This is a genomic window from Cytobacillus luteolus (genome assembly GCF_017873715.1).
In the GTDB taxonomy this organism is placed as follows: domain Bacteria; phylum Bacillota; class Bacilli; order Bacillales; family Bacillaceae_L; genus Bacillus_BV; species Bacillus_BV luteola.
On the sequence record NZ_JAGGKM010000002.1, the window covers coordinates 568171 to 590621 of the forward strand.

Consider the following 22451-nt stretch of genomic DNA (forward strand, 5'->3'; position numbering starts at 1 on the left):
TCTCCTTTCTACGAACTTGCTACAAGATGACGTTCTAGCTCCACCTTAAGTGATTCTGGAATGACTACGCTTTGTTGTTCTTCAAAATCAAAATAAACAATAATTGCATTTCCACGAGCAATCAATCGATCTGTTTGGTCATCAAAAATTTCGTGTTCTAACTGAAAGCTCTTATTTCCAATCCTTGTTACAGTTGTTGTTATTTTTAATATCTGATTAAAATATCCCTGACCAATGAAGTCACACTTAGTTGAAGCTAATATAAAGTTCCAGGATGTTGTGCTCATATTACATCCAATGGATTCAAAGAAACCTATACGTGCATCTTCGAGGTAAGCAAAATAGCTAGAGTTATTTATATGTCCTAAAGCGTCCGTTTCCCCAAAACGAACTTTAATCTTTGTAATGTGGTTCAAGTGTTAACACTCCAATCACGACTTTACTAACCAGTCAGTATGTTAAAAGTAAAAAAATTTAGATTATACAGACAATTCTATATGTACAAAGAGAATCCCTGCATTTTTTATGAGATTCCCTACATTTTATTTAAAACATTATGCTTGAATTCCATTTAATATCATTTCAACATAAATTTTAGCAACTTCATGATCTTTTAGAGAACCTTTTGGGTTATACCAGTTATAACTCCAGTTGGTAATTCCTAGAATACCAAAAGTCACAATGCCTACTTCTAGGTCACTACGAAACTCTCCATTTTCCTTACCTTGCTCTAGTAAGGATTGTAGGTTCAGTCTAAATTGATCACGCTTTGGCAACACTTGCGCCAGGTGATTGTCACTTAAATTACGTAATTCACGGAAGAACACTCTAGCACTCGCCCCTTGCTCCTCAATGCTGTGGATGAGCATGAAGACCATATCATAAAGCTTAGTTTTACAGTCCTTCGTCTCATCTGAAAGGATTTTGTCTTGCAATGCTAGTAAATTTTCAATATAGCGGATATGAATATCCATTAGGAGTTCTTCTTTACTAGAGAAGTAATAGTAGAAGGTTCCCTTTGTGACGCCAAGTGCGTCAACAATATCTTGAATGGACGTTTCGGTAAATCCTTTTTTCTCAAAAAGTGCCTTACTTTGCTCTGTTATTCTTTCCTTCATCACATAGCCTCACAATCTATAGTTATCCATCAAAAATTATAGCATACATTTCATCTCCTCATTCAGTAAAAAACAAGTAGGCTACCTTAAAGTGTAGCCTACTAGCAACACCACTACCTATTTTACTGCATTAACCTCATCTCGAAGTGCTCTTCTAAGGATTTTTCCTACACTTGTTTTTGGCAATTGTTCGCGGAACTCGATGATGGTAGGAACTCTATAGGAAGCCATATTGTCTTTACAATATTGAATCATTTCTTCTTCAGTAGCTTCCCTTCCCGCTTTCAGTACTATTACTGCTTTCACAGTCTCGCCACGATAGCTATCTGGAACACCAATGACAACAGCCTCTTGGACAGATGAATGTTGATATAATACTTCCTCAACATCACGTGGATAAACATTGTACCCACTTGCAATAATCATATCCTTTTTACGGTCAACGATGTATAAGAAGCCATCTTCATCCATTCGTGCAATATCACCTGTATATAGCCATCCATCACGTAATGTGTTGGCGGTTTCTTCAGGCATATTCCAATAACCTTTCATAACCTGAGGTCCTTTAATGATGACTTCTCCTAACTCACCTGCTGGAACCTCTAACGTACCAGTTGCTAAGTCGACAATCTTATAATCTGTTGAAGGGAAACCAATACCTACACTACCAGGCTTTCTCTCAGCAAACATCGGATTACAATGAGTTGTTGGGGCAGCTTCTGATAACCCGTACCCTTCAAGTACCTTAGCTCCCGTCTTTGCCTCAAACTCTTTCATAAGTTCAACAGGCATCGGCGCACTACCACTATTACAAACTCTAATACTATCAATTCCATATTCCTCTGCTTTAGGATGGTTTGTTAAAGCAACATACATTGTTGGTACACCTGGGAATGTAGTAGGTTGCTCCCTTTTAATTGTTTGAAGCATTTCTTCTAGATCAAATCGAGGCAATAACACGTTACTAGATCCGCAGAAAATCGATAAATTCATCCCAGAAGTCATCCCAAAAACGTGGAAAAGTGGAATAACAGTTAGGCACTTATCCTGACCAAGATTAATATCTTGTTTGAAGAATTCATAAGATTGGACAACATTCGCAACTAAGTTACGGTGAGTTAACATAGCTCCCTTCGAGCGACCTGTTGTCCCCCCTGTATATTGGAGTACAGCAATGTCATTAACTGGATCAATAGTAACAGGAGCAATATTTCCGGTTGCAGTTTGCATGAACTGTTCAAAAGAGCGGTCTGGTGTAAAGCTAGTCTCAGAAGGTTGTAGGCTGACAACAATAACATTTCTTACATTGGTCTGGTCCTGAATTGACTTTAAGCGTGGATACAATGCATCCAGAATTACAATCGTTTCCGCACCAGAATCCTGGAGAATATATTGTAGTTCTCTTTCTACAAGCATTGGATTTACCTGAGTGATGATTCCTCCTGCCATAAGAGTACCAAAATAGCTAATAACATATTGCGGACAATTTGGCAGCATCACTGCTACACGGTCTCCTTTTTGAACACCATTTGCTTGTAATGCAGAGGTAAATGCACGTGATAAACCTGTTAGTTCTGTATACGTCATTCTTTTGTGATAGAAAATGATAGCTTCATTTTGAGGATACTTAGCTGTAGAATCAAGGAGCATTTGTTGGACAGGAATAGTAGGAATCTCAAGCTCTTTTTGAATACCTTCAGGATAGTGCTTTAACCAAGATTTTTCAGTCATGTAAACGCCTCCATTTTATAATAAAAGATAATAGAATCTTATTAATAGATATTACTTAAATATAAATTAAGACCTAAGATTGTACAAAAATACTTAAAAAGTAAGACCTCCACCATCAACATGAATGGTTGAACCAGTAATAAAAGATGCATCAGAGGATGCTAGAAAAAGCACTGCTGTTGCAACTTCATCAGGTGAACCAATCCTTCCAAGCGCATTGGCTTTGGAGATAAATGGCCATTTTCGTTCATCATTTTTCCACCCGTCAATAATGGGGGTATCGATAACTCCTGGTGCTACTGCATTTACCCGAATGTTCTCCTTTCCATATTCCAAAGCAGCATTTTGAGTATGTAAACTAACTCCTCCTTTAGAAGCATTGTATGGACCCATATATTTTTTACCTTTAAATCCTAGTAAACTAGAAGTATTTATAATAGAACCGCCACCTCGTTTTCTCATTTCTGGGATGACATATTTAATTCCTAAAAATACACCTTTTAAATTAATATCTATGACTTGGTCCCATTCTTCGATAGAAAGGTCCTCAATCTTGAGCTCTGAGTTACCAATACCAGCATTGTTAAAGAGAATATCAACTCCGCCATAATTGGAAGCAGTATAAGCTATTAAACTCTCAACCTCTGTAGGATCAGCCACATTTGCCTTAAAAAATGAACTTCGTCCTCCTTCTTCTAGGATCCGATTTACAGTTTCTTGGCCAGATCCCTCATTTACATCTGAGACAACAACTTCGGCACCTTCTTTTGCAAACAGATAAGCTGTTGCCCTTCCAATGCCTCCACCTCCACCAGTGATAATAGCAACCTTGTTTTTTAATTTCATCTTACGCCCCCCTTTCTATGATGGCTGCAATCCCTTGCCCTCCTCCAATACATGCAGAAACGATTGCATATTTTTCATTTCGACGTTTTAATTCGTATATTGCTTTTGTCAATAGAATTCCACCTGTCGCACCTAGTGGATGTCCATGAGCAATTGCTCCACCATTTACATTTAGCTTGTTATGGTCAAAGTTCATTTCACGATCACACGCAATAACTTGTGCAGCAAATGCTTCATTTAACTCAATGAGGCCAATTTGCTCTAAAGTTAGTCCTGATTTCTCAAGTACTTTTCTAATAGCAGGTACAGGTCCTATCCCCATAATTGAAGGTGGGACTCCAGCTACTGCGTATTCTCTAATGGTTGCCATAGGCTCTAATCCAAGGTTTTCTGCTTTTTCCCTTGACATGACAACTAAAGCTGAAGCCGCATCATTAAGACCTGAACTACTCCCTGCAGTCACAGTTCCATCTTCTAGAAAAGCCGGTTTAAGCTTAGCTAGAGAGTCTAATGTTGTTTCAGGGCGAGGATGTTCATCTACCTTAAAAGAAACTGATTCACCTCCACGAACTGGAATTGAAATAGGTACAATTTGTTCTTCAAAGAGATTTTCCTTCAAAGCTCTTGCCATTTTTTGTTGGCTATTATAGGAGTATATATCCTGTTCTTCCCTAGATATGCTGTATTTTTCGGCTAGTGTTTCTGCAGTAATGCCCATTGGTGGATCACCAATTTCTTTAGGAGATAGACGTAGTCTTCTAAATGAAGGAGGTGTCACACTAAATGGTTTACTTGGTCGGTCCATTAAGTAAGGGGCCCTGGTCATACTCTCAGTTCCACCTGCTATGTAGATATCTCCATCCCCAGCACGAATTGCTTGGGTCGCTAAAATAACAGCATTAATGCCTGACCCACATTGCCGATCAATTGTTATACCCGGTATTTCAAGTGAGAGACCTGTCTGTAATGCCGTTAGTCGGGCAATATTTCCACCGCCACTTAACACATTCCCTAAAATAACATCATCTATCATTTCGGCTGTGATCGCCGCTCGTTTCATTGCTTCTTTAATCACAATTGCACCATAATGATGTGCATCTAATGGTGACAGGGCACCTCCTTGTTTGGCAATTGCCGTGCGAACCGCTGAAACTATTACCGCATCCCTGTTCAAAAAGATCCCTCCTACATCTTTAAAATACAGAAAGTGTATTTACATCGCATGTGTTCCACCATCAACAACTAGCGTATCTCCAGTAACAAAGTTCGAAGCATTTGATGCTAAAAATAAGGCAACTCCCTTTAAATCTTGATCAGATCCAAACTTTTTTAATGGGGTGGTCGCTAAGATATGATCCTTTCCACGTTCAATGAGTACTTTTGACATTTTAGTTGGAAAGAAACCAGGCGCAATGGCATTTACATTAATATTATGCTGACCCCATTTTACTGCAAGGTCCTTTGTAAACGTGATAACTGCTCCTTTACTAGTATTATAGGCAATCGTATCCATGAATCTAGGATCTGTGCCTCCTAATCCGGCAACTGACGCTATATTTATGATTTTCCCGCCACTTTGCTCAATCATAACTCTACCCACAGCCTGGCTCATTAAGAACAATCCAGTAATATTTACATCCAGGACCTTATTCCATGCCTCTAAAGGCATTTCAGTAACAGGTGATGACCAAGTAGCACCACTGTTATTAACTAAAATATCGATCGAACCAAATTCTTTTACAGTTTCATCAACAACTTTTTGAACATCTTCAGGATTCGTAACGTCGCACTGAAGTGCTAAGGATTTAACACCTAATTCTATTAATCTATCACTCACTTCTTGACAGGCTTCTAGTTTACGTGAGCATACAACGACATTTGCCCCTGCTTCTGCAAATCCAACTGCGATTTGCTCTCCTAGTCCTCTACCACCGCCAGTAACAATGGCTGTTTTTCCTTTTAAACTAAACAAATCGAATACATGCATTATCAAAAAACTCCTTTATCACTATTTTCGGTATTTACGCAATTCTAGCTTAGCTACCTGTGCTTTATGAACCTCGTCTGGTCCATCAGCAATTCGTAACGTACGAGCATTGGCCCATTGAGCTGCTAGTGTCATATCATCACTAACTCCTGCTCCACCAAAGGCTTGAATAGCACGGTCTATTACTCTAAGCGCCATGCTAGGTGCAACAACTTTAATCATGGCAATTTCAGCTTTTGCTTCTTTATTACCAACAGTATCCATCATATAAGCAGCTTTTAAGGTCAGTAGCCTCGCCTGTTCAATATCAATTCTCGATTCAGCAATCCATTCCTGAACAACACCTTGGCTTTCAAGTGGCTTACCAAATGCTACTCGCCCTGAAACTCGTTCGCACATTTCCTTAAGTGCTCGTTCGGCTGCACCAATCAATCTCATGCAATGATGAATTCTTCCTGGACCAAGTCTTCCTTGTGCAATTGCAAAACCTTTTCCTTCACCCCACAGAATATTTTCAGCAGGTACTCTGACATTTTCATAAGTAATTTCAGCATGACCATGTGGGGCGTGATCATAACCGAACACTGGTAACAACCTTTCAATTTTCACTCCAGGGGTATCAAAAGGAACTAATATCATTGCTTGTTGTTCATGTTTAGGTGCATCAGGATTTGTCTTTCCCATTACAATTGCAATTTTGCAACGAGGGTCTCCTGCCCCTGATGACCACCACTTTCTGCCGTTTATTACAAACTCATTACCATCTCTGGTAATGCTAGCTTCAATATTCGTGGCATCACTAGAAGCTACTTCTGGCTCAGTCATCGAAAAACAAGACCGAATTTCACCTGACAGAAGTGGTTTTAACCACCGTTCCTTTTGCTCTTCTGTTCCATATCGTACTAGCACTTCCATATTCCCAGTGTCCGGGGCATTACAATTGAAAACCTCAGGACCAATTAAGGAACGACCCATAATCTCACACAAAGGGGCATATTCGGTATTCGTAAGTCCCGCACCATATTCACTTTCAGGTAAAAATAAATTCCACAATCCTTGATCTTTCGCTTTTTGTTTTAATTCCTCCATTATAGGTGGCACTGCTGACCAGCGATTAGCTTGCTGATTCAACTGTTCCTCATACACTTTTTCGTTTGGATAAACGTATTCCTCCATGAAAGCGTTTACTCTTTCTTGTAGTGCAACTACTTTTTCTGAATATGAAAAATTCATCTCTTACCCTCTCCCATACAGATATCCAACCTTACTAACCGGTCGGTATGTTATCCCTACTACTATAATACAACTGATGGATAAAAATATTCAAGTTTTATTCTAAAAATTCTAATAAATCAACTCGAAATAAAAAGGAACCGTCATAGAGTCCCTTTCTTTGTAAATAGTCACTGAGTTGATTGGAGGGGAAGGCACTTGACTCCTGCGGGAGATTGAGGAAAGGTCGAGACCCCGCAGACGGAACACGTCGAGGATGCTCGACTTCCTCCCCGATGGGAATTTGTCCTTGAAAAAGCCAGCAGTTGGGCTTTTTCATAATTCCCCGCGGAAAGCAAGTGCCTGGACCGGAAATCAACGGATTAAATAACTATCGCAATCCATCGTTACAATTCTTAAGAATATTGGACTCATTGGATAGTTCCCTTATAACCCACCATGATATTGCCCATCATTTTTCGGGGCTTTTTCTTTTTTTGCTTTTTTCTTATGCTTCTTATTTGCATCATGGCTTCCTAATTCATGACTAAATTCGGAGTCAATCGTAGCTGAATCAAAGCCTTGTTTATTTTTTTGGTCTGCATCATTTTTCTTATTTCTTTTTGCCATTACTATACACTCCTTTATATTAGCCTTAGCCTTGCCAGTATAGTATTCGCAGTAGTAATTTGTAATATAAGAGGAAACTACATCCTTGTGTTTAACCACAAATAGAAAAAAACTCCTAGTCTGACTAGGAGTAAAGCAAAATTATTTATAAAATTTAAACAAAGCTTGCGTACCACTATTTTCTTCACCATTTTCAGCAAGCTGTTCATAAAGCTGTTTCGCCAGGGATAGCCCAGGTGTGTTCATACCCATTGCCTCAGCTTCTTGTAGGGCAATTCCCATATCTTTAATAAAGTGCTTAATATAAAAACCAGGTTCGAAATTACCGGCTATCATCCTTGGTCCTAGATTACTTAAAGACCAGCTACCTGCAGCTCCAGCAGAAATGCTAGTTAGAACAGCTTCTGGATTAAGACCAGCTTTTTTTGCATAGGCAATGGCTTCACAAACGCCCATCATATTAGAAGCGATAGCAATTTGATTACACATTTTTGTATGCTGCCCTGCACCTGCTTCACCTTGTAGAATAATGTTTTGACCCATTACTTCAAAAATTGGTTTACAAGCTTCAAAGGCCTCTTTATCACCACCGACCATAATGGTTAGTCGTGCTTCTTTTGCACCAACATCACCACCTGATACAGGAGCATCAAGTGAATGAATGTTACGCTGTTTTGCTTCCTCGTAAATTCTTTGAGCAAGAGACGGAGTAGAAGTTGTCATATCAATCACATATGAGCCTTTTTTCGCATTTGAAACTATTCCGCTTTCTTCAAGGTAGATTTCCTCGACATCTTTCGGATAACCTACCATTGTAATAATGACATCTGCTACCTTTGAAAGCTCTGCCACGGAATCTTTCCAGATTGCACCCTGGCTTACCAACTCCAAAGCTCTATCTTTGGTTCTTGTATAAACTGCTACAGAATACCCTTCGCGTAACAAGTGACCAGCCATACTTTTCCCCATTACACCAGTACCGATAAAACCAATCACTGTATTGTTTTTTGATAACATGTTAACAACTCCAAATTTAGCGATTCTTACTTTTTCAAGTATGCAATTCCGTCTGGGTGTACACCAGCTTTAATTCGACTCTCTTCTTCTAATGTATTCATATTAATTACCGAAACATCGTTCGTTTTGTTATTGGCTACAAACGCTTTTGATCCATCAGAATTGAATACAGTTCCACCAGGCCATACCCCAACACGAATACGTTTGATTTCCCATGGTCTTTTGTTTCCTTTTAGTTCATGTGCTGTTTCAATGATGGATAAATCCCCAGATTCACGGTTAGGAATCAATGCATATTTACCATCTGGTGAAAAAACAACACGAATTGGACATGTTCCTATTCTTCTTTTATAAAGAACTTCTAGGGTTTCAGTATCGATAATAAACAGATTGTTGTCATCTTGATTTGCTACATACAATTCCTTCCCATTAGGATGAACTGCTACACCTTCAGGACCTTTTCCAACAGGAAAATGGTTTACAACCTTCTCTGATTCTGTGTTAACGACGGTAATATTATGACTACCGATATTTGGGATATACGCTGTCTTTTCATCTGGAGTAACTGCTACCATATGAGAGTATTTTTGATAGGTTGGAAATACCTTTTCAATTTCGTCAGTTTTAAGGTCAATGATAAAAACCTTTTCACTATACGTTGAAGCAAGATATAGCTTTTCACCAGCAATACCTAACCCATGAGGAAAATTGAAGTCCTCATGTTCTAACGTTTTTTCGATCTCAAACGACTCATTGTTAATAATGTTTACTTTGTTTCCTAAAGAACAAGTTACATATGTTTTTGTTCCGTCCGGAGTAACGATCACTTCATGCGGATTAAAGTCTGTCTCAATTGTTTTTTCAACCTTACTTGTTTCCACGTTTATAAAAGAAATTGTATCTTCATCTTTGTTTAGTACAATTAGATATTCTGCCATGTATGATTATCCTCCAAGTTGAAAAATTAGTATTTTACTCCTCTAATCCTCAATCCATTCTCCGCCCCATATATTAAACTTATTGCCGTCTGGATCATAGCAATCAAATGCTTTACCAGTCCATGCTTCACGAAGTTCACCAACATTTACATCATTTTTCAAGAGGCGCTGGTGAAGGATTTCTGGATCTTTTACATTTAAGGTTGCTAGATAAATTTGTGAGCTATCTGAATGAGGTAGATTTCCTTTTGTATATGTATGTTGGTTTTGTATTTCTTTTGTCTCAAATAGAAAAACCCATTCACCATTCCCAACTCTGAGCTCTGCTTTCCCTGAATTCGGATCAAATGGGGTACCGTGTTCCACATTAAAATTCTCAATCCACCAATTTACTGATTGATGTAAGTCTGATACTGGTACATGAATACAAGGAATACTTTTTATAAAACTCCCACTCACACTTCTTCCTCCCACCAACAATTAGATTGATTTTACCATCCCACCATCAACAAGGTAGGAATTTCCTGTCATATATGTATTTGCTCCAGATAGTAAAAAGGTAACTACCTTCGCAAATTCTTCCGGTTCTCCTGACCTTCCAAGAGGGATGGACTTCTCTGCTCTTTGTTTCACTTCTTCTTTTGTTACACCAAGTTTCTCAGCATTAACTTGGTCTAAAAATGAAATTCTATCTGTTGCAATTCTGCCTGGCGCAACGGTATTAATTATAATATTTTCCGGAGCAAGCTCAGTAGCTAAAGTTTTCGTTAATCCAACGATACCTAATCGAAACGTATTTGATAACAAAAGACCTGGTATTGGCTCTTTAATAGATACAGAAGCTATGTTTACAATTTTTCCACCTTGCTTACGTAGATAAGGCAATGTTTCGCGAATAATTCTTACATAACTAAGAAGATTTAATTCAAAAGATTGCTGCCATTGTTCATCTGTAAGCGTATCTATACTTCCCGCTGGAGGTCCGCCTGCATTGTTTACTAATAAGTCAATGCCACCAAAATCTTCTACTGTTTTTTCAACGACATTTTTAATCTCTTCTATCTTAGTTATATCCGCTTGAAGATAGGACACCTTTCCCTTACCGAGCTTTTGTAATTCATCTTTAACTAGTTGAAGTTTTTCAGCATTTCGACTAGTAATCATAACATTCGCGCCTTCTTCAACCAGTTGTTTTGCAATAGCCTTCCCTAGGCCTTGACTAGATGCAATAACTAGAGCTGTCTTACCTTGTAATTGAAAATCCATCGTACCACCCCTCCATCGAATTATTCACTCTACCATTATACTGATAATTGTTGAACTTTTCATTAAATTTGAAAAAGGGTGCTTTAGAAAGCACCCTTTTCTCACTAATTATTTCCTTCAAAGAACTTTTTGAACTTTTCCATTTCTGGATCCACTTTAGGATTTAGATGAAGAGGATTTTGTGGTTGCGTGAAGTTTTCAGGATTCACATCAACTCTTACTCCCATTTGATCACCTGCTGAAGCTGTCGTGTCATTAACGACACTTTCTAGCCTTTCATCCGGATTAAAGTCATGGGCATGAAAGTTATTATTTCTTCTTTGTGACATGTTCAATCCTCCTTTTAAAACAGGCCTTATCTTACTTTCTGTTTAAATAAGGAGAAGTATGTATCTATTTACGTGCTAGTAATCTAACTTCTTTAAAACGAAGGTTTGGAACGACAAATCTTTTCCTCCAATGATCTCTGATCCTAATACTTCAAAGGAGAAAACAGTGAAATATTTTTTTAGTATGGTTATAAGTTCTTCGTTTTCATAAAAAGAGAAAAATCGTTTAGGTTCATAAAAATCATTTTCCCATATCCCTTCTGAGCTATGCCCACCATACACTCCCATATAAAAATAACCATCTGTTTTTAGAACCCTCTTGATACCTACTAAGATCTTCTCTAGTTCGTGCTTTGGAACATGTAATAGACAATTTAATGCCCACACTGCATCAAAAGACTCATCTGGGAAGGTTATTGAATCAAATCCCATTTCATGTGCTTCAAGCCCTTTTAGTTTACACAGATTAACCATTTCCGAGGATAAGTCTGTACATATTACAGTTAATCCTTGGTCCTGAAAAAACATACTATCCCTGCCAGATCCAGCTCCAATTTCAAGTAGCGTTTGCTTATTGTCTTCAAGTAACCTGTTCAGAAATGACTGTCTTATTTCTACTTTCCATTGTTCAATCTCTAGAGAATCACGTTCACTAGCTTTATTGTTATAAGCTTCTTTTAAGTTCGTCTTTATTTGGCTATAGCTCATTCCGTACACTCCTTACATAAATATGTTCCATTTTATCACATTACCCATTGTATATTTCAGTACCTCTTAGTAAAAAATAAGGAAAAATCCGGAATGGAGTGGGTTCTGTGGGTGCAATTGATCGTGATGGTTATCGTTTTGAAACAGAATATAGTGTTATTAATCAGACGGGTGCAGTCCATGTTTATAAGGAAGGAGATTTTGTGAAGGAAATTACATTTACTTTTACAGGAGAGAGACCAAGTGGAGATCAGATCGAGAATCTTGTGAATGAGTTTTTTGAGGAAGACTAGCTTGTGGGGAAAAGCTAAGGGATCGTTCTCCATAAGTGTTATTACATGTTCTTAATTAAGTATTTGTTCTGATTTATTAAGTATTTTGCTATTATAATTAAGTATTTTCCCATGTAAGTTAAGTATTTGATGTATTTTGTTAAGTATTTTCATTTTTTAGTTAAGTATTGTAAAAAATGGACATACTACCCCTACCTATGAACTACCTCCCCTTATAAATAAAAAATGACACCTATCTAAGGTGTCATTTTCTCTATTTATTAATCTCAAACACAGGGATTGTATCAATTGGAACTGCAAGACCTACGGATTCCTCACCTTTACCGAGTTGAGGTATGGTTTTTGCATAAACAACTCCTATCACCAAACCGTTCGTGTCAATTACCGGACTGCCACTATTTCCTTTATGTATTGGGGCTGAGATTTGCATACGACTGTCTAATCCGGCAATGTTTCCTTCCATTACAATTTGGCTATATGCAAGGGGGTTACCTATTACATATATGTGATCATCTAGCTTCCACTCTTTTTGGTCTTGAAGTTCTAAATAAGGCAGGTTTTGTGCTTCAATTTCAAGCAATGCGATATCTAGTTCTGGATAAGTTTCTTTAACCGTTGCTTGGTAAAACTCACCCTGTGGAAAGATGACCAAGATAGATAGCATATCATCAATAACATGGTGATTTGTGACGATAAAGCCCTCTGGAGAAATATTAAATCCAGTTCCTTTAGAATTGCCACCTTCAATTGTTACAACAGCTTCTTTATAATTCTGGATGTTTTCGATTTTAGATAATTCATTAGATTTTCTTAAGAATTCAAAGGACGGGATATTGAATATATTAATCCATACACTAAAACCACTAACTAATAGTGCCAGAACTAAGACGTATGCAATGAGCTTACCACTAGTATTTCGTTCTTTTTTTCGATTCTTCTTTTCTACCAGTTCTTCTTTTGTAAATAAAAAATCTTCAGCAGAAGGCCCTTCATAATGCTCGGGATCTTCAAATAAATCTTCATCCAAATCATTTGGTTTCTTATCCTTTTCGTACATACAACACTAGCTCCTTTAGCTGAGTTCATATGTATATACTACCACAATTGAGTTAATCTCATTTAGAGTAATAAAAAAAGTAAGGAAATGTATCCCTTACTTCTTTTAAAAATTATCCTTCACAAAGTTAACTACTTCTTCTGTTGTACTCATGGAAAGGATCTGCTCTTTATAGTTTTTGGAGTCTACATACGAAAGCTTGCTCAACTGTGATCTTGCTGGAAGAATAGATGTCGCACTCATACTAAACTCATCCAAACCTAACCCTAGCAATAATGGAATGGCTATAGGGTCGCCCGCCATTTCTCCACACATACCAGCCCATTTTCCTTCTTTATGAGCAGCTTCAATGACCATCGAAACTAATCTTAATATTGCGGGGTGATAGGGCTGATAAAGATAAGACACAGTTTCATTCATTCGATCTGCGGCCATAGTATATTGAATTAAATCGTTCGTTCCAATACTAAAGAAATCTACTTCTTTTGCAAATTGGTCTGCAATTACTGCGGTAGAAGGAATTTCAACCATGATTCCAATTTCAATTTCATCTGAAACAGATTCCCCTTGGGTGACTAACTTTTCTTTTTCCTCCAAAAGGATACTTTTTGCTTGCCTATACTCATCTAGAGTAGCTATCATCGGAAACATAATTTTTAAGTTTCCATATGTACTCGCTCTTAAAAGTGCACGTAATTGAGTTCTAAAAATATCTTGCTCTTCAAGACAAAGGCGAATTGCACGGTACCCTAAAAAAGGATTCATCTCTTTTGGTAGGTGTAAATAAGGTAATTCTTTATCTCCACCTATATCTAAAGTTCGAACGACAACAGGTTTATCTGCCATTTTTTCTAGTACTGCCTTATATGCAGTAAACTGTTCATCCTCGGTTGGAAGTTGATCACGACCCATGTATAGGAATTCTGTACGGTATAGACCTACACCTTCCCCACCATTTTTCAATACACCTTCAACATCGTCTGGTGTACCAATATTAGCAGCTAGTTCAACATGATGACCGTCGCTTGTTGTTGTCTTCTCGTTAACTAACTTAGCCCATTGTGCACGCTGCTCTTCATAATCTCGTTTCTTTTGCTTATATTGTGCAATTTGGTCTTCTGTCGGACTTACAATAACATCACCACTTAATCCATCAACAATCACTACTTCACCATTATCAATTGTAGCAGTAACAGTCTTTGTCCCGACAATCGCAGGAATTTCCATAGAACGAGCCATAATTGCGGAGTGTGAAGTCCTACCCCCGATGTTAGTTGTAAAGCCCTTTACATACTTACGATTAAGCTGTGCGGTGTCAGAAGGAGTTAAATCCTCTGCAACAATAATCACTTCTTCTGAAATCATGCTTGGGTTAGGTATAGTAACCCCTAGTAAATGCGCAATAACACGCTTTGTAACATCTCGTATATCTGCAGCACGTTCTTTCATGTATTCATTATCCATTGACTCAAACATTGAGATAAACATATTTGCAGTCTCTTGAAGAGCAAATTCGGCATTGCTATTTTCTGTTTTAATTCGGTCTTCAACAGGATTCACTAACTCTGGATCACTTAGAACAAGGAGGTGTGCAGCAAAAATAGCTGCTTTATCCTCCCCTAGTTCTGTGTTTGTTTTTTCTTTTATTTTTTCTAGCTCATCTTTAGAAGTATTAATTGCTTTCTTAAATCGAGCTAGTTCTAATTCAATATCACTCACGCTTTTTTTTGTAACAGTTAAATCTGGTTCTTCCAGTCGATATGCTTTAGCAATTGCTATCCCTGGAGAGGCAGCAATCCCTTTTATCAATTTAGACATTTATTCCCCAAGCCCTTCTTTTGCCATTGTTTCAGTGATACCTGTTATTGCAGCTTCTTCATCACTACCTTCTGCAATAATTTTAATTTCTGAACCTTGTTGAATCGCTAGAGACATTACACCCATAATTGATTTTAAATTTACTCTTTTCCCATTGTACTCAAGATGGATATCTGAGTTGAACTTACCTGCTGACTGAACTAACACTGTTGCTGGTCTTGCATGAATTCCTGATTCACTTGTAACTTTAAATGTTTTTTCTGCCATGTTATTTGTCCCCTTTATCATAATTTTATATAGTACCCTCTTATGTTCACTGAAAAAAGAAGGAACCTTATTAACTAGTATCCGAATAATCACTATTTATATATGTAAAAAAGGCATGAGTAATAGAAGTGAATTTATTATCTCATAAGGTTAAATTACCCAAATGAAGATAAATAAACACATCTCATTTACTCATGCCTGCATGATCAGTAACACGTAAATTGTAATTATTCATTTTTACTAATTAATCTTTGTAAATGCATTGTGAAATAAACTATTTCTGCATCATGAACTGGAATATGTAAAGCATTTTTTATTTCCAACATCACTTTACAAGAAAGATTATAGCACAGAGGGTATTCATTCTTCAACAAATTTGCTAGTTCACTCGCTGCATCAACTTTATCTCTATTTTGTGCTCTTTTTATTATATTAGTAAGATGCCTAGCTAGACGAAGGTATTGGATTTCCTCACGGTCGAGTTTGACTTTTAATGATACCTCTATCAATTGAATCAATTCACTAATTAAATCTACATAATGATGGAACTCATCAGATGATTTGTTTGAAATGGCACTATGAATATGTAGTGCTATAAACCCTATCTCACCGTCTGGAAGCTTTACCCCCACTGCATCATGCAATAGCTTTACAACCTTTGCTGCAAGTCCATACTCTGCTGGATACATATCTTTTGTTTCAGTCAAAAATGGATTTTCAATATGTATACCTTGCTTTACCCGTTTAATGGCAAATGCAATATGATCCGTTAAGGCTATATGAATATGCTCATGTATTGGTGAATGAATATTTTCACTTATCAGGTAGATGAGATCGTTCATTACCTCAACAAAATCTTCATCAATAGTAGGTAATAATTTCATGTATTGTTCTTGTTCTACTCCATTTTTTAATACAAACATCTTTTCATAGGAATCCACTTTGATCCAATCATTCTGGTTCTTCCCAAAGCCTAAACCTTTTCCTAATAATACAACTTCTCCATATGCTTCATGGACTGCAATGATCACATTATTATTTAGGCGTTTTTTTAAAATAAACGAAGCCATCTAATCATCCCTATACATTTATAAATATCGTTTTCATCTTACTAATAACTTGATTCATCGTCAATGGTGGTGCGCATTTCTAGTAATTTTAAAAACTTTTTTAAAAAAACGTGTATATCTTTTAAGATTAAACACAAGATAGTAAGGAACATACGAAAGGAGGTCGAAAACAGATGGCTAGTAATAACACAAATAACTTACTTGTCCCTGGTGCCCAAGCAGCACTTGACCAAATGAAGTATGAGATTGCACAGGAATTCGGTGTAAATCTTGGCGCGGATACTTCTGCTCGAGCTAACGGCTCTGTTGGTGGAGAAATCACTAAACGTCTAGTTAGCTTAGCTCAAGAACGTTTATAAGAAAAACTGCCATTACACCTTACCACAACTTGAAGTTTTTTAGCTAAACATAACTACACACCATAGGGATGTAATCAATACCACCACGATTTACTTCTTGAGATAATTGATTACCATACACCATGACACATCTTAAATGCTAAAAAAGTTCACCACAAACATGAACGGTTTACACCTATCGAGGTGTAATAAATGCAAAGAGGCTATCTATTAAGGTTATCCCTGATAGATAGCCTCTTTTTTTCTAATAAAGGCGCTCATTCTGTCCATACTAAAAGTAAAATCGTACGAACTATTTGGAGGATGAACATGCCTATTGTAGAAATAAAAAATAAGTCTGTACCGATTTATTATGAAAGCTCAGGTTCTGGTAAACCAATTGTTTTTATACACCCACCTGGAATGGGATTAATAACGTTTAGAAAACAACTCCCCCTTTCAAAACACTATACTACTGTATGTATTGATTTGAGAGGGAACGGTAAAAGTGGTTATGATAATGAGAAAATTACTTTACCTTTGTTAGCTCAAGATATTTGTGAGGTTCTTGAACACCTAGATATAAAGCAAGCAGTCATTTGTGGATACTCCAATGGAGGATCTATTGCGTTAGAACTCGCACTGTCACATCCAAATCGAGTAAGTGGATTAATATTAATGGGAGGATTTCCTGAGGTAAATACGTTTCTTCTAAGATCAGAATTTAAGCTTGGCATAGTCACTGTCAGAATGAAGGGACTTCCTTTTTTGGCAAAAGTTCTTGGTCAAGCTCACGGTACAGATAAAGAGTATAAAAAAGAGATTGAAAACTATGTTTTAAAGGCAAATCCCGAAATACTATATCAAATGTATGTAGAAGGACTAAAGTATAATTGTACAAACAGACTCTCAGATATTAGAGTACCTGTATTATTAATTGATGGGACTCGCGACTTTTATCTACATAGTTATCAGAAAATGTTAGAACGAGAAATTGAGAACACAACTAAAGTATTTATATCCAAAGCCCGCCACCAAATTCCTACGAAGCATGCGGATGAGGTTAACCGTATTATCCAAGAGTACATGGTGAAATTAGACATGCATAGAAACGCATAAGGAATTGACAATCTATAAGCTGGTATGCCTAAAAAAGCAAAGAAGAAAAAAATAGATAATTGATAAATAGAAGGGCTGCTTACTAGCCCTTCTTTTTATTGATTTAAACTGGCTGTTTCAACTTAACTTTCGATACTGAGTTATAGGCAATTTTGACCTTTGAAAGTGTGGCTTGTAGAGCTTCCTGTGAATCGCTTTCAATCCCTAATTGAATATTGGTCAGTGTTACAAGTGACCTCGAAAGATTTTCAACAGCACTCCTTAATTGATTCTCATCATAAGCTCTTCCGTCCTTAAGCATCTCTCTAATAAGGTTTGCTGCAATAGCGTTTACCCGTAAAAGCTTCTCACGCTCATTTATTAGTGTCATCTCTTCCACCTCCTAATTCAACTATATGAGTAGGTAGGTGAGAGAAGGACTATTATGTTTCTAGATTGTGTATTTATCTTTTAAATCCACCTTCAGAGTGAATAATCTGTCCAGTTATCCATTCAGCATCGTCGCTAGCTAAAAATCTGATTAGCCTTGCGATATCTTCAGGATTTCCTATTCTTCCGAATCCGAATCTTGATTTTAACTGTTCTCTAAGTTCGTCATTGATCCACCCTGTATCAGTTGGACCGGGATTAACAGCATTGACTGTAATTCCTTTCGAAGCTACTTCTGCTGATAATGTAACCGTCATCGCCTCTATAGCCCCCTTAGTTGCTGCATAGGCTAATTCTCCTGGCATAGGTCCAAGTGATTGCCCTGAGGTTAGGTTTATAATTCTACCTCCCCTACCATTTGTGAAGCCTTTTGCAAAAGCAGCACTAAGTAATGTAGTTCCCCTTACATTGATGAAATAATGCAAATCTAGCTCTTCTTCTGATATCTTATCAAAACTTGTACTTGTTGAATAAGCAGCATTATTCACTAGAATACTTGGCGTACCAAGTGTGTTGGAAACTTGGCGTAAAAGATTCTGAACACTATCTGTTCTAGCCAGATCTAACTCACAGTGTTCACACCTTACCCCCTTCCTAATAAGCTCTTCTTTTAAAACATGTTGGTCATTGATTTGTTCTCCCCACGGCATTGCACGGTCATAGGAGGACCAATGCGTAAAGAAGATATCTGCCCCAGCATCTGCTAAAGCATGACATATCGCTGCCCCAATACCAGCCTTTCGACTTGCTCCTGTTACAATAGCTATTTTTCCATTTAAATTAAGCGTATACGTCAATTACTAGACAACTCCTTATTTCACAAAAATCAAACCGCTAGCAGATTAGCAAGCGGCTTTTCAATGTCTTATTATTTATCTTTTTTTAGATCACGCATTTGACTCTTTAGTTGTTTTACAATGTCATCACATTGTGCATTTTCAATCTCAGATAATTGTTCTTCTCCATACCTAACCTTTTCGTAGGCTGAAACAAGGTTTCTATCTAAAAATCTTTCACGCGATAACCATTCTTCAACTGTTTCATAGCCAAATCGCCCACGACCTTTCTTGGCAGCATGCGTTTCAAGTTCTAATACCAACCTTCGAACCTTTTCACTCGGTGCATCTTTTCTTTTCTTAAACCAAGATTGCTCAGCCAGACCTGCATTACCTGTGGTCATGGAGAAAGGAATACCTGCTGCAACAACCTCTTCACTCCTAATCATTCGTTTTCGAGCCAACATAAATGCGATGACAGCAATAACGATAATTGAAAGAATTCCTAGCACTGTCCAAATATTGAACAATGATTCACCAATTGCTTGCAATTCTTTATCCTCTAATGCCTTATCCCATCCACTTACTCCTCCAGTATCTCCTTGTGAATTACTACTAAATTCAGCATTGTCGACCGCATTGAATAAAGGGACCGAAATAGCATACATTCCTTTACCAACAAGGCTCATTAAACCTGACAGGACAAATTTAAATAACAATGGAAAACCAACAGCAATGACTGCAGCAGCAACTGTTAATCCGAAGAACATTCCAGCCATTGATCCTGTTTGCTTTCCGACTGTCTGGCTCTTGTTGGAAACGGAGCTAATATAAATCCCGTTGATCATCTTTCCAAACATTAAAAATAGCAATTGAGAAATGATTAAGTATAGTGCAATATTTTTTAATGGATAACCTTGTACTACAGACCCTAGATAAACTAAGAAACCAACAATAAGAGTAACAACTAATATAGTTGATTCTGAAGGTCGATAGCCTTGGTTGTAGTAGGCAATTACACGCCAACAAACAAAAGCTGACAAAACTAAACTCATACCGAATCCATAACCAAACATACTGCTAACATAAGCAATAATTGGTATTAGAATCATCACTACGAAAAAAGGTGTTCGATTTTTCAGTCTCGATAATAGCGATAAATATGCTAATCCTCCAAATGCAACAATGATGATAAATGGGAGAATAGGTGGCAAGCTTGTTGTATGAAAATAGAACAGTACTAGTACGATATAGAGAAAGATAACCTCCATTATATACTGATAAACACGTTGAAAGGTACTATCCTGCATAGTCTACGACCTTCCTTTCTTGAAAGGAGGTTCGGGTTAAGTGAGTTAATCCTTCATGCTCAACCAGTTTAAATGAATCAATGCCACGCTTCTTTAGTGTATTTAAAACAATGGCTTCACTTTGTTCGAACTCACCACATAGGATTACATACGGAGATAATTGGCTATTTCTCCCTACTGTATATACCATATTGTGAAAAGGAATCGTGACACTATGTTTGCTAAGTCGAGCAATGATTTCTAATACTTTTTGAAGATGCTCTTTACCAACTCCCATAGGAATATGTAAATACGGTGTCTTTCCTGCTCTTCTTACATTTACAAAAAGCTCGAACGCTATATTTTTCTTTGTTGCATATTCTAACAGGTAAGTTAATCCACTCAAGATTTCTTCTAATTTTCTTTCCCTAACATTTACAAATAAAGTCCAAGAAAATAAGGCTGTCCTCTCAAATTGCTTTGTTTGTAAACGAGCAGTTCGGGCAGAAGCTTTCCAATGAATTCGATTAAAAGGGTCTGCAGAGTTATAGTCTCTTGCTCCTGTAATCGCCGACATATCTTCAAAAAAGGACTGCCTTATAGGATATTCTCCTTGATTCTTTGGAATGATTCTTTCAATCCCACTTACAGCATGTGGGTTTGTGTAAACAATTGTCTCAAAAGGAATTTGCTTTATTCTTTTTAGATATAACTCACCAAAACCAAACAAATGAGGGATACGCATCTCAATTGTACGAATTCTTGCCACTCCTCTTTTCCTAGCAACAAAAGGAAGTTCAATATCTACTCTTTGCTTTCTAAATAGTGAAATAGGAATGACCAATTCTACCTGCTCACCATCAATAATATCTCTACCATTATCTAACTCTAGAACATTATCAATTGTCACTCGTAATGTCGCATTAAAAATTGGAAAGATACCCCTTTGACTCAAAGCAAGTGTGAACCGTTCACTTTCGCCTTGAAAAAGCTTAATCACTGACTGGTCACATGTAACAGTTAAATGAGTTCCTACCCTCTTTAGATAGAGTTGATTTGCATAGATAAAGACGAGGAAGAATGCCCCCACAAAAAGCAAGAAAAATGATTTTCCTAGAATACCAGAAAATAAAACCACTAAGGAGATAATCCCCAAAAATGATAACTCATTTCCTAAAGAAACTTGCTTTTGCCATTCCATTAATTAACCGCTCCCGCTTCAACTGGTACAGAAACTGAAGTTAGAATCTCTTGAATAACTTGGCGATTTGTCTTCTTAAGAGAACCTTCCATTGTAAGGACTAATCGATGTGCTACCACAAATGGAGCCATAAATTTAATGTCTTCAGGTGTCACGAAAGATCGTCCAGATATATAAGCTTTACCTTGAGCCGCTCTCATGAGTGCAAGTGTTCCACGTGGACTTACTCCTACTTCTACATCTTGATGTTCCCTCGTTGCATGCACGATTTGTAGTAAATAGTTCTCAACATCATCAGAAAGCTTAACAGCCTGAACCTCACGCTGCATTTTTGCTATATCTTCTTTTGTGAAAATTTCCAGTAAATCCTCAATCGGATTATTTTGTCTATAAGCATTCATCATTTGTTTTTCTTCTTCAAAACTTGGATAACCGATATCAATTTGAACAAAGAAACGGTCCATTTGTGCCTCCGGTAAAGCAAACGTCCCTTGCTGTGACTCAATTGGGTTTTGTGTCGCAATAACCACAAATGGAGAAGGAAGTTTTAATGTCTCACCGTCGATCGTTACTTGTCGTTCTTCCATTACCTCTAGTAAACTAGATTGAGTACGTGGTGTTGCCCTGTTGATTTCATCTGCTAAAAGAATATTTGTCATAACTGGACCTGGACGTAATTGAAATTCTTGTTCTTTCGGATTAAAAAACTGAATACCCGTTACGTCACTAGGAAGTACGTCCGGTGTAAATTGAATTCTCTTAAACTCACCACTTATTGTTTTAGAAAAACTTTTTGCCAACATCGTTTTACCAGTTCCCGGAACACTTTCTAGCAGAATGTGCCCCTTATTCAAAACTGCATTCAATAAAAGTTCTACTACCTCATCTTTACCGATGATGACTTTACCAATGCTTTCTTTTAATTGTTTTGCACTCTCTCTAATATCCATAATAGCCCCCAGATTAATATTTTTAAATAATACTAATTTTCCTAAAATTCAACCCATTAGTC

26 protein-coding genes are annotated in these 22451 nt (G+C 37.3%); 3 read left to right on the plus strand and 23 right to left on the minus strand.

Features of this window, described 5'->3' with window-relative positions:
• Positions 1–8 precede the first annotated feature (8 nt).
• The 14 genes from J2Z26_RS07685 to J2Z26_RS07750 form a co-directional block, all read right to left on the minus strand.
• A complete protein-coding gene (locus J2Z26_RS07685) occupies positions 9–416 on the minus strand; it encodes an acyl-CoA thioesterase (protein ID WP_193537089.1) in 408 nt (135 codons plus the stop codon).
• Positions 417–554: 138 nt separating this feature from the next.
• Positions 555–1118 (minus strand): TetR/AcrR family transcriptional regulator, encoded by a 564-nt coding sequence (locus J2Z26_RS07690; protein ID WP_193537092.1) that lies wholly within the window; start codon positions 1116–1118, stop codon positions 555–557.
• 117 nt (positions 1119–1235) lie between these two features.
• Complete coding sequence (locus J2Z26_RS07695; protein ID WP_193537094.1) at positions 1236–2849, minus strand: long-chain-fatty-acid--CoA ligase; 1614 nt, start codon at positions 2847–2849, stop codon at positions 1236–1238.
• Positions 2850–2942: 93 nt separating this feature from the next.
• Positions 2943–3695 carry an SDR family NAD(P)-dependent oxidoreductase gene (locus tag J2Z26_RS07700; RefSeq protein ID WP_193537097.1) on the minus strand — a complete coding sequence of 251 codons (753 nt, stop codon included), beginning with the start codon at positions 3693–3695 and terminating at the stop codon, positions 2943–2945.
• Between the two features lies 1 nt (position 3696).
• The gene (locus J2Z26_RS07705; protein ID WP_193537099.1) at positions 3697–4869 is read right to left on the minus strand and encodes a thiolase family protein; all 1173 of its coding nucleotides are present in this window, start codon (positions 4867–4869) and stop codon (positions 3697–3699) included.
• Between the two features lie 39 nt (positions 4870–4908).
• Entirely contained in the window at positions 4909–5682 is a 774-nt protein-coding gene (locus J2Z26_RS07710) for an SDR family oxidoreductase (protein ID WP_193537101.1), read from the minus strand.
• Between the two features lie 21 nt (positions 5683–5703).
• Complete coding sequence (locus J2Z26_RS07715) at positions 5704–6915, minus strand: acyl-CoA dehydrogenase (RefSeq protein ID WP_193537104.1); 1212 nt, start codon at positions 6913–6915, stop codon at positions 5704–5706.
• A 426-nt stretch (positions 6916–7341) separates the two neighbouring features.
• Complete coding sequence (locus J2Z26_RS07720; RefSeq protein ID WP_193472551.1) at positions 7342–7524, minus strand: hypothetical protein; 183 nt, start codon at positions 7522–7524, stop codon at positions 7342–7344.
• Between the two features lie 141 nt (positions 7525–7665).
• Positions 7666–8541: an NAD(P)-dependent oxidoreductase gene (locus tag J2Z26_RS07725; RefSeq protein ID WP_193537106.1), complete on the minus strand. Its 876-nt coding sequence runs from the start codon at positions 8539–8541 to the stop codon at positions 7666–7668.
• 26 nt (positions 8542–8567) lie between these two features.
• The gene (locus tag J2Z26_RS07730; RefSeq protein WP_193537108.1) at positions 8568–9479 is read right to left on the minus strand and encodes a YncE family protein; all 912 of its coding nucleotides are present in this window, start codon (positions 9477–9479) and stop codon (positions 8568–8570) included.
• 42 nt (positions 9480–9521) lie between these two features.
• On the minus strand, positions 9522–9938 hold the full coding sequence (locus tag J2Z26_RS07735; protein ID WP_193537110.1) for a VOC family protein: 417 nt from the start codon (positions 9936–9938) through the stop codon (positions 9522–9524).
• A 21-nt stretch (positions 9939–9959) separates the two neighbouring features.
• A complete protein-coding gene (locus tag J2Z26_RS07740; RefSeq protein WP_193537111.1) occupies positions 9960–10745 on the minus strand; it encodes an SDR family oxidoreductase in 786 nt (261 codons plus the stop codon).
• A gap of 104 nt (positions 10746–10849) precedes the next feature.
• Positions 10850–11074, minus strand: a complete 225-nt coding sequence (locus tag J2Z26_RS07745; RefSeq protein ID WP_193537113.1) for a hypothetical protein — start codon at positions 11072–11074, stop codon at positions 10850–10852.
• Between the two features lie 75 nt (positions 11075–11149).
• On the minus strand, positions 11150–11782 hold the full coding sequence (locus tag J2Z26_RS07750; RefSeq protein ID WP_193537115.1) for a class I SAM-dependent methyltransferase: 633 nt from the start codon (positions 11780–11782) through the stop codon (positions 11150–11152).
• 107 nt (positions 11783–11889) lie between these two features.
• Between J2Z26_RS07750 and J2Z26_RS07755 the strand changes: the two genes are divergently transcribed.
• On the plus strand, positions 11890–12075 hold the full coding sequence (locus tag J2Z26_RS07755) for a DUF5370 family protein (protein WP_193537117.1): 186 nt from the start codon (positions 11890–11892) through the stop codon (positions 12073–12075).
• Between the two features lie 253 nt (positions 12076–12328).
• Here J2Z26_RS07755 and J2Z26_RS07760 read toward each other — a convergent pair whose 3' ends face one another.
• The 4 genes from J2Z26_RS07760 to glcT all read right to left on the minus strand — a co-directional run bounded on the left by J2Z26_RS07760 (position 12329) and on the right by glcT (position 16287).
• Positions 12329–13132, minus strand: a complete 804-nt coding sequence (locus tag J2Z26_RS07760; RefSeq protein ID WP_193537119.1) for a S1C family serine protease — start codon at positions 13130–13132, stop codon at positions 12329–12331.
• Positions 13133–13237: 105 nt separating this feature from the next.
• A complete protein-coding gene (ptsP, locus tag J2Z26_RS07765; protein ID WP_193537120.1) occupies positions 13238–14950 on the minus strand; it encodes a phosphoenolpyruvate--protein phosphotransferase in 1713 nt (570 codons plus the stop codon).
• Entirely contained in the window at positions 14951–15217 is a 267-nt protein-coding gene (locus J2Z26_RS07770; protein WP_193537122.1) for a phosphocarrier protein HPr, read from the minus strand. It lies immediately after the preceding gene.
• 227 nt (positions 15218–15444) lie between these two features.
• The gene (gene glcT, locus J2Z26_RS07775; protein WP_193537123.1) at positions 15445–16287 is read right to left on the minus strand and encodes a glucose PTS transporter transcription antiterminator GlcT; all 843 of its coding nucleotides are present in this window, start codon (positions 16285–16287) and stop codon (positions 15445–15447) included.
• A gap of 173 nt (positions 16288–16460) precedes the next feature.
• Between glcT and J2Z26_RS07780 the strand changes: the two genes are divergently transcribed.
• Both J2Z26_RS07780 and J2Z26_RS07785 read left to right on the plus strand, forming a co-directional pair.
• Positions 16461–16646 carry an alpha/beta-type small acid-soluble spore protein gene (locus J2Z26_RS07780; RefSeq protein ID WP_193537125.1) on the plus strand — a complete coding sequence of 62 codons (186 nt, stop codon included), beginning with the start codon at positions 16461–16463 and terminating at the stop codon, positions 16644–16646.
• 309 nt (positions 16647–16955) lie between these two features.
• Positions 16956–17744: an alpha/beta fold hydrolase gene (locus J2Z26_RS07785; protein WP_193537127.1), complete on the plus strand. Its 789-nt coding sequence runs from the start codon at positions 16956–16958 to the stop codon at positions 17742–17744.
• A gap of 103 nt (positions 17745–17847) precedes the next feature.
• On the opposite strand, the gene J2Z26_RS07790 is transcribed toward J2Z26_RS07785, so the two are convergent.
• The 5 genes from J2Z26_RS07790 to J2Z26_RS07810 form a co-directional block, all read right to left on the minus strand.
• Complete coding sequence (locus J2Z26_RS07790) at positions 17848–18114, minus strand: hypothetical protein (protein ID WP_193537129.1); 267 nt, start codon at positions 18112–18114, stop codon at positions 17848–17850.
• A 73-nt stretch (positions 18115–18187) separates the two neighbouring features.
• Entirely contained in the window at positions 18188–18970 is a 783-nt protein-coding gene (locus tag J2Z26_RS07795) for an SDR family oxidoreductase (RefSeq protein WP_193537131.1), read from the minus strand.
• A gap of 71 nt (positions 18971–19041) precedes the next feature.
• The gene (locus tag J2Z26_RS07800; protein WP_193537133.1) at positions 19042–20259 is read right to left on the minus strand and encodes a cation:proton antiporter family protein; all 1218 of its coding nucleotides are present in this window, start codon (positions 20257–20259) and stop codon (positions 19042–19044) included.
• Positions 20249–21439 (minus strand): DUF58 domain-containing protein, encoded by a 1191-nt coding sequence (locus J2Z26_RS07805; RefSeq protein WP_193537135.1) that lies wholly within the window; start codon positions 21437–21439, stop codon positions 20249–20251. Before J2Z26_RS07805 ends, J2Z26_RS07800 begins: the two co-directional genes overlap by 11 nt.
• Positions 21439–22389: an AAA family ATPase gene (locus tag J2Z26_RS07810; protein ID WP_193537138.1), complete on the minus strand. Its 951-nt coding sequence runs from the start codon at positions 22387–22389 to the stop codon at positions 21439–21441. Before J2Z26_RS07810 ends, J2Z26_RS07805 begins: the two co-directional genes overlap by 1 nt.
• Positions 22390–22451: the final 62 nt, after the last annotated feature.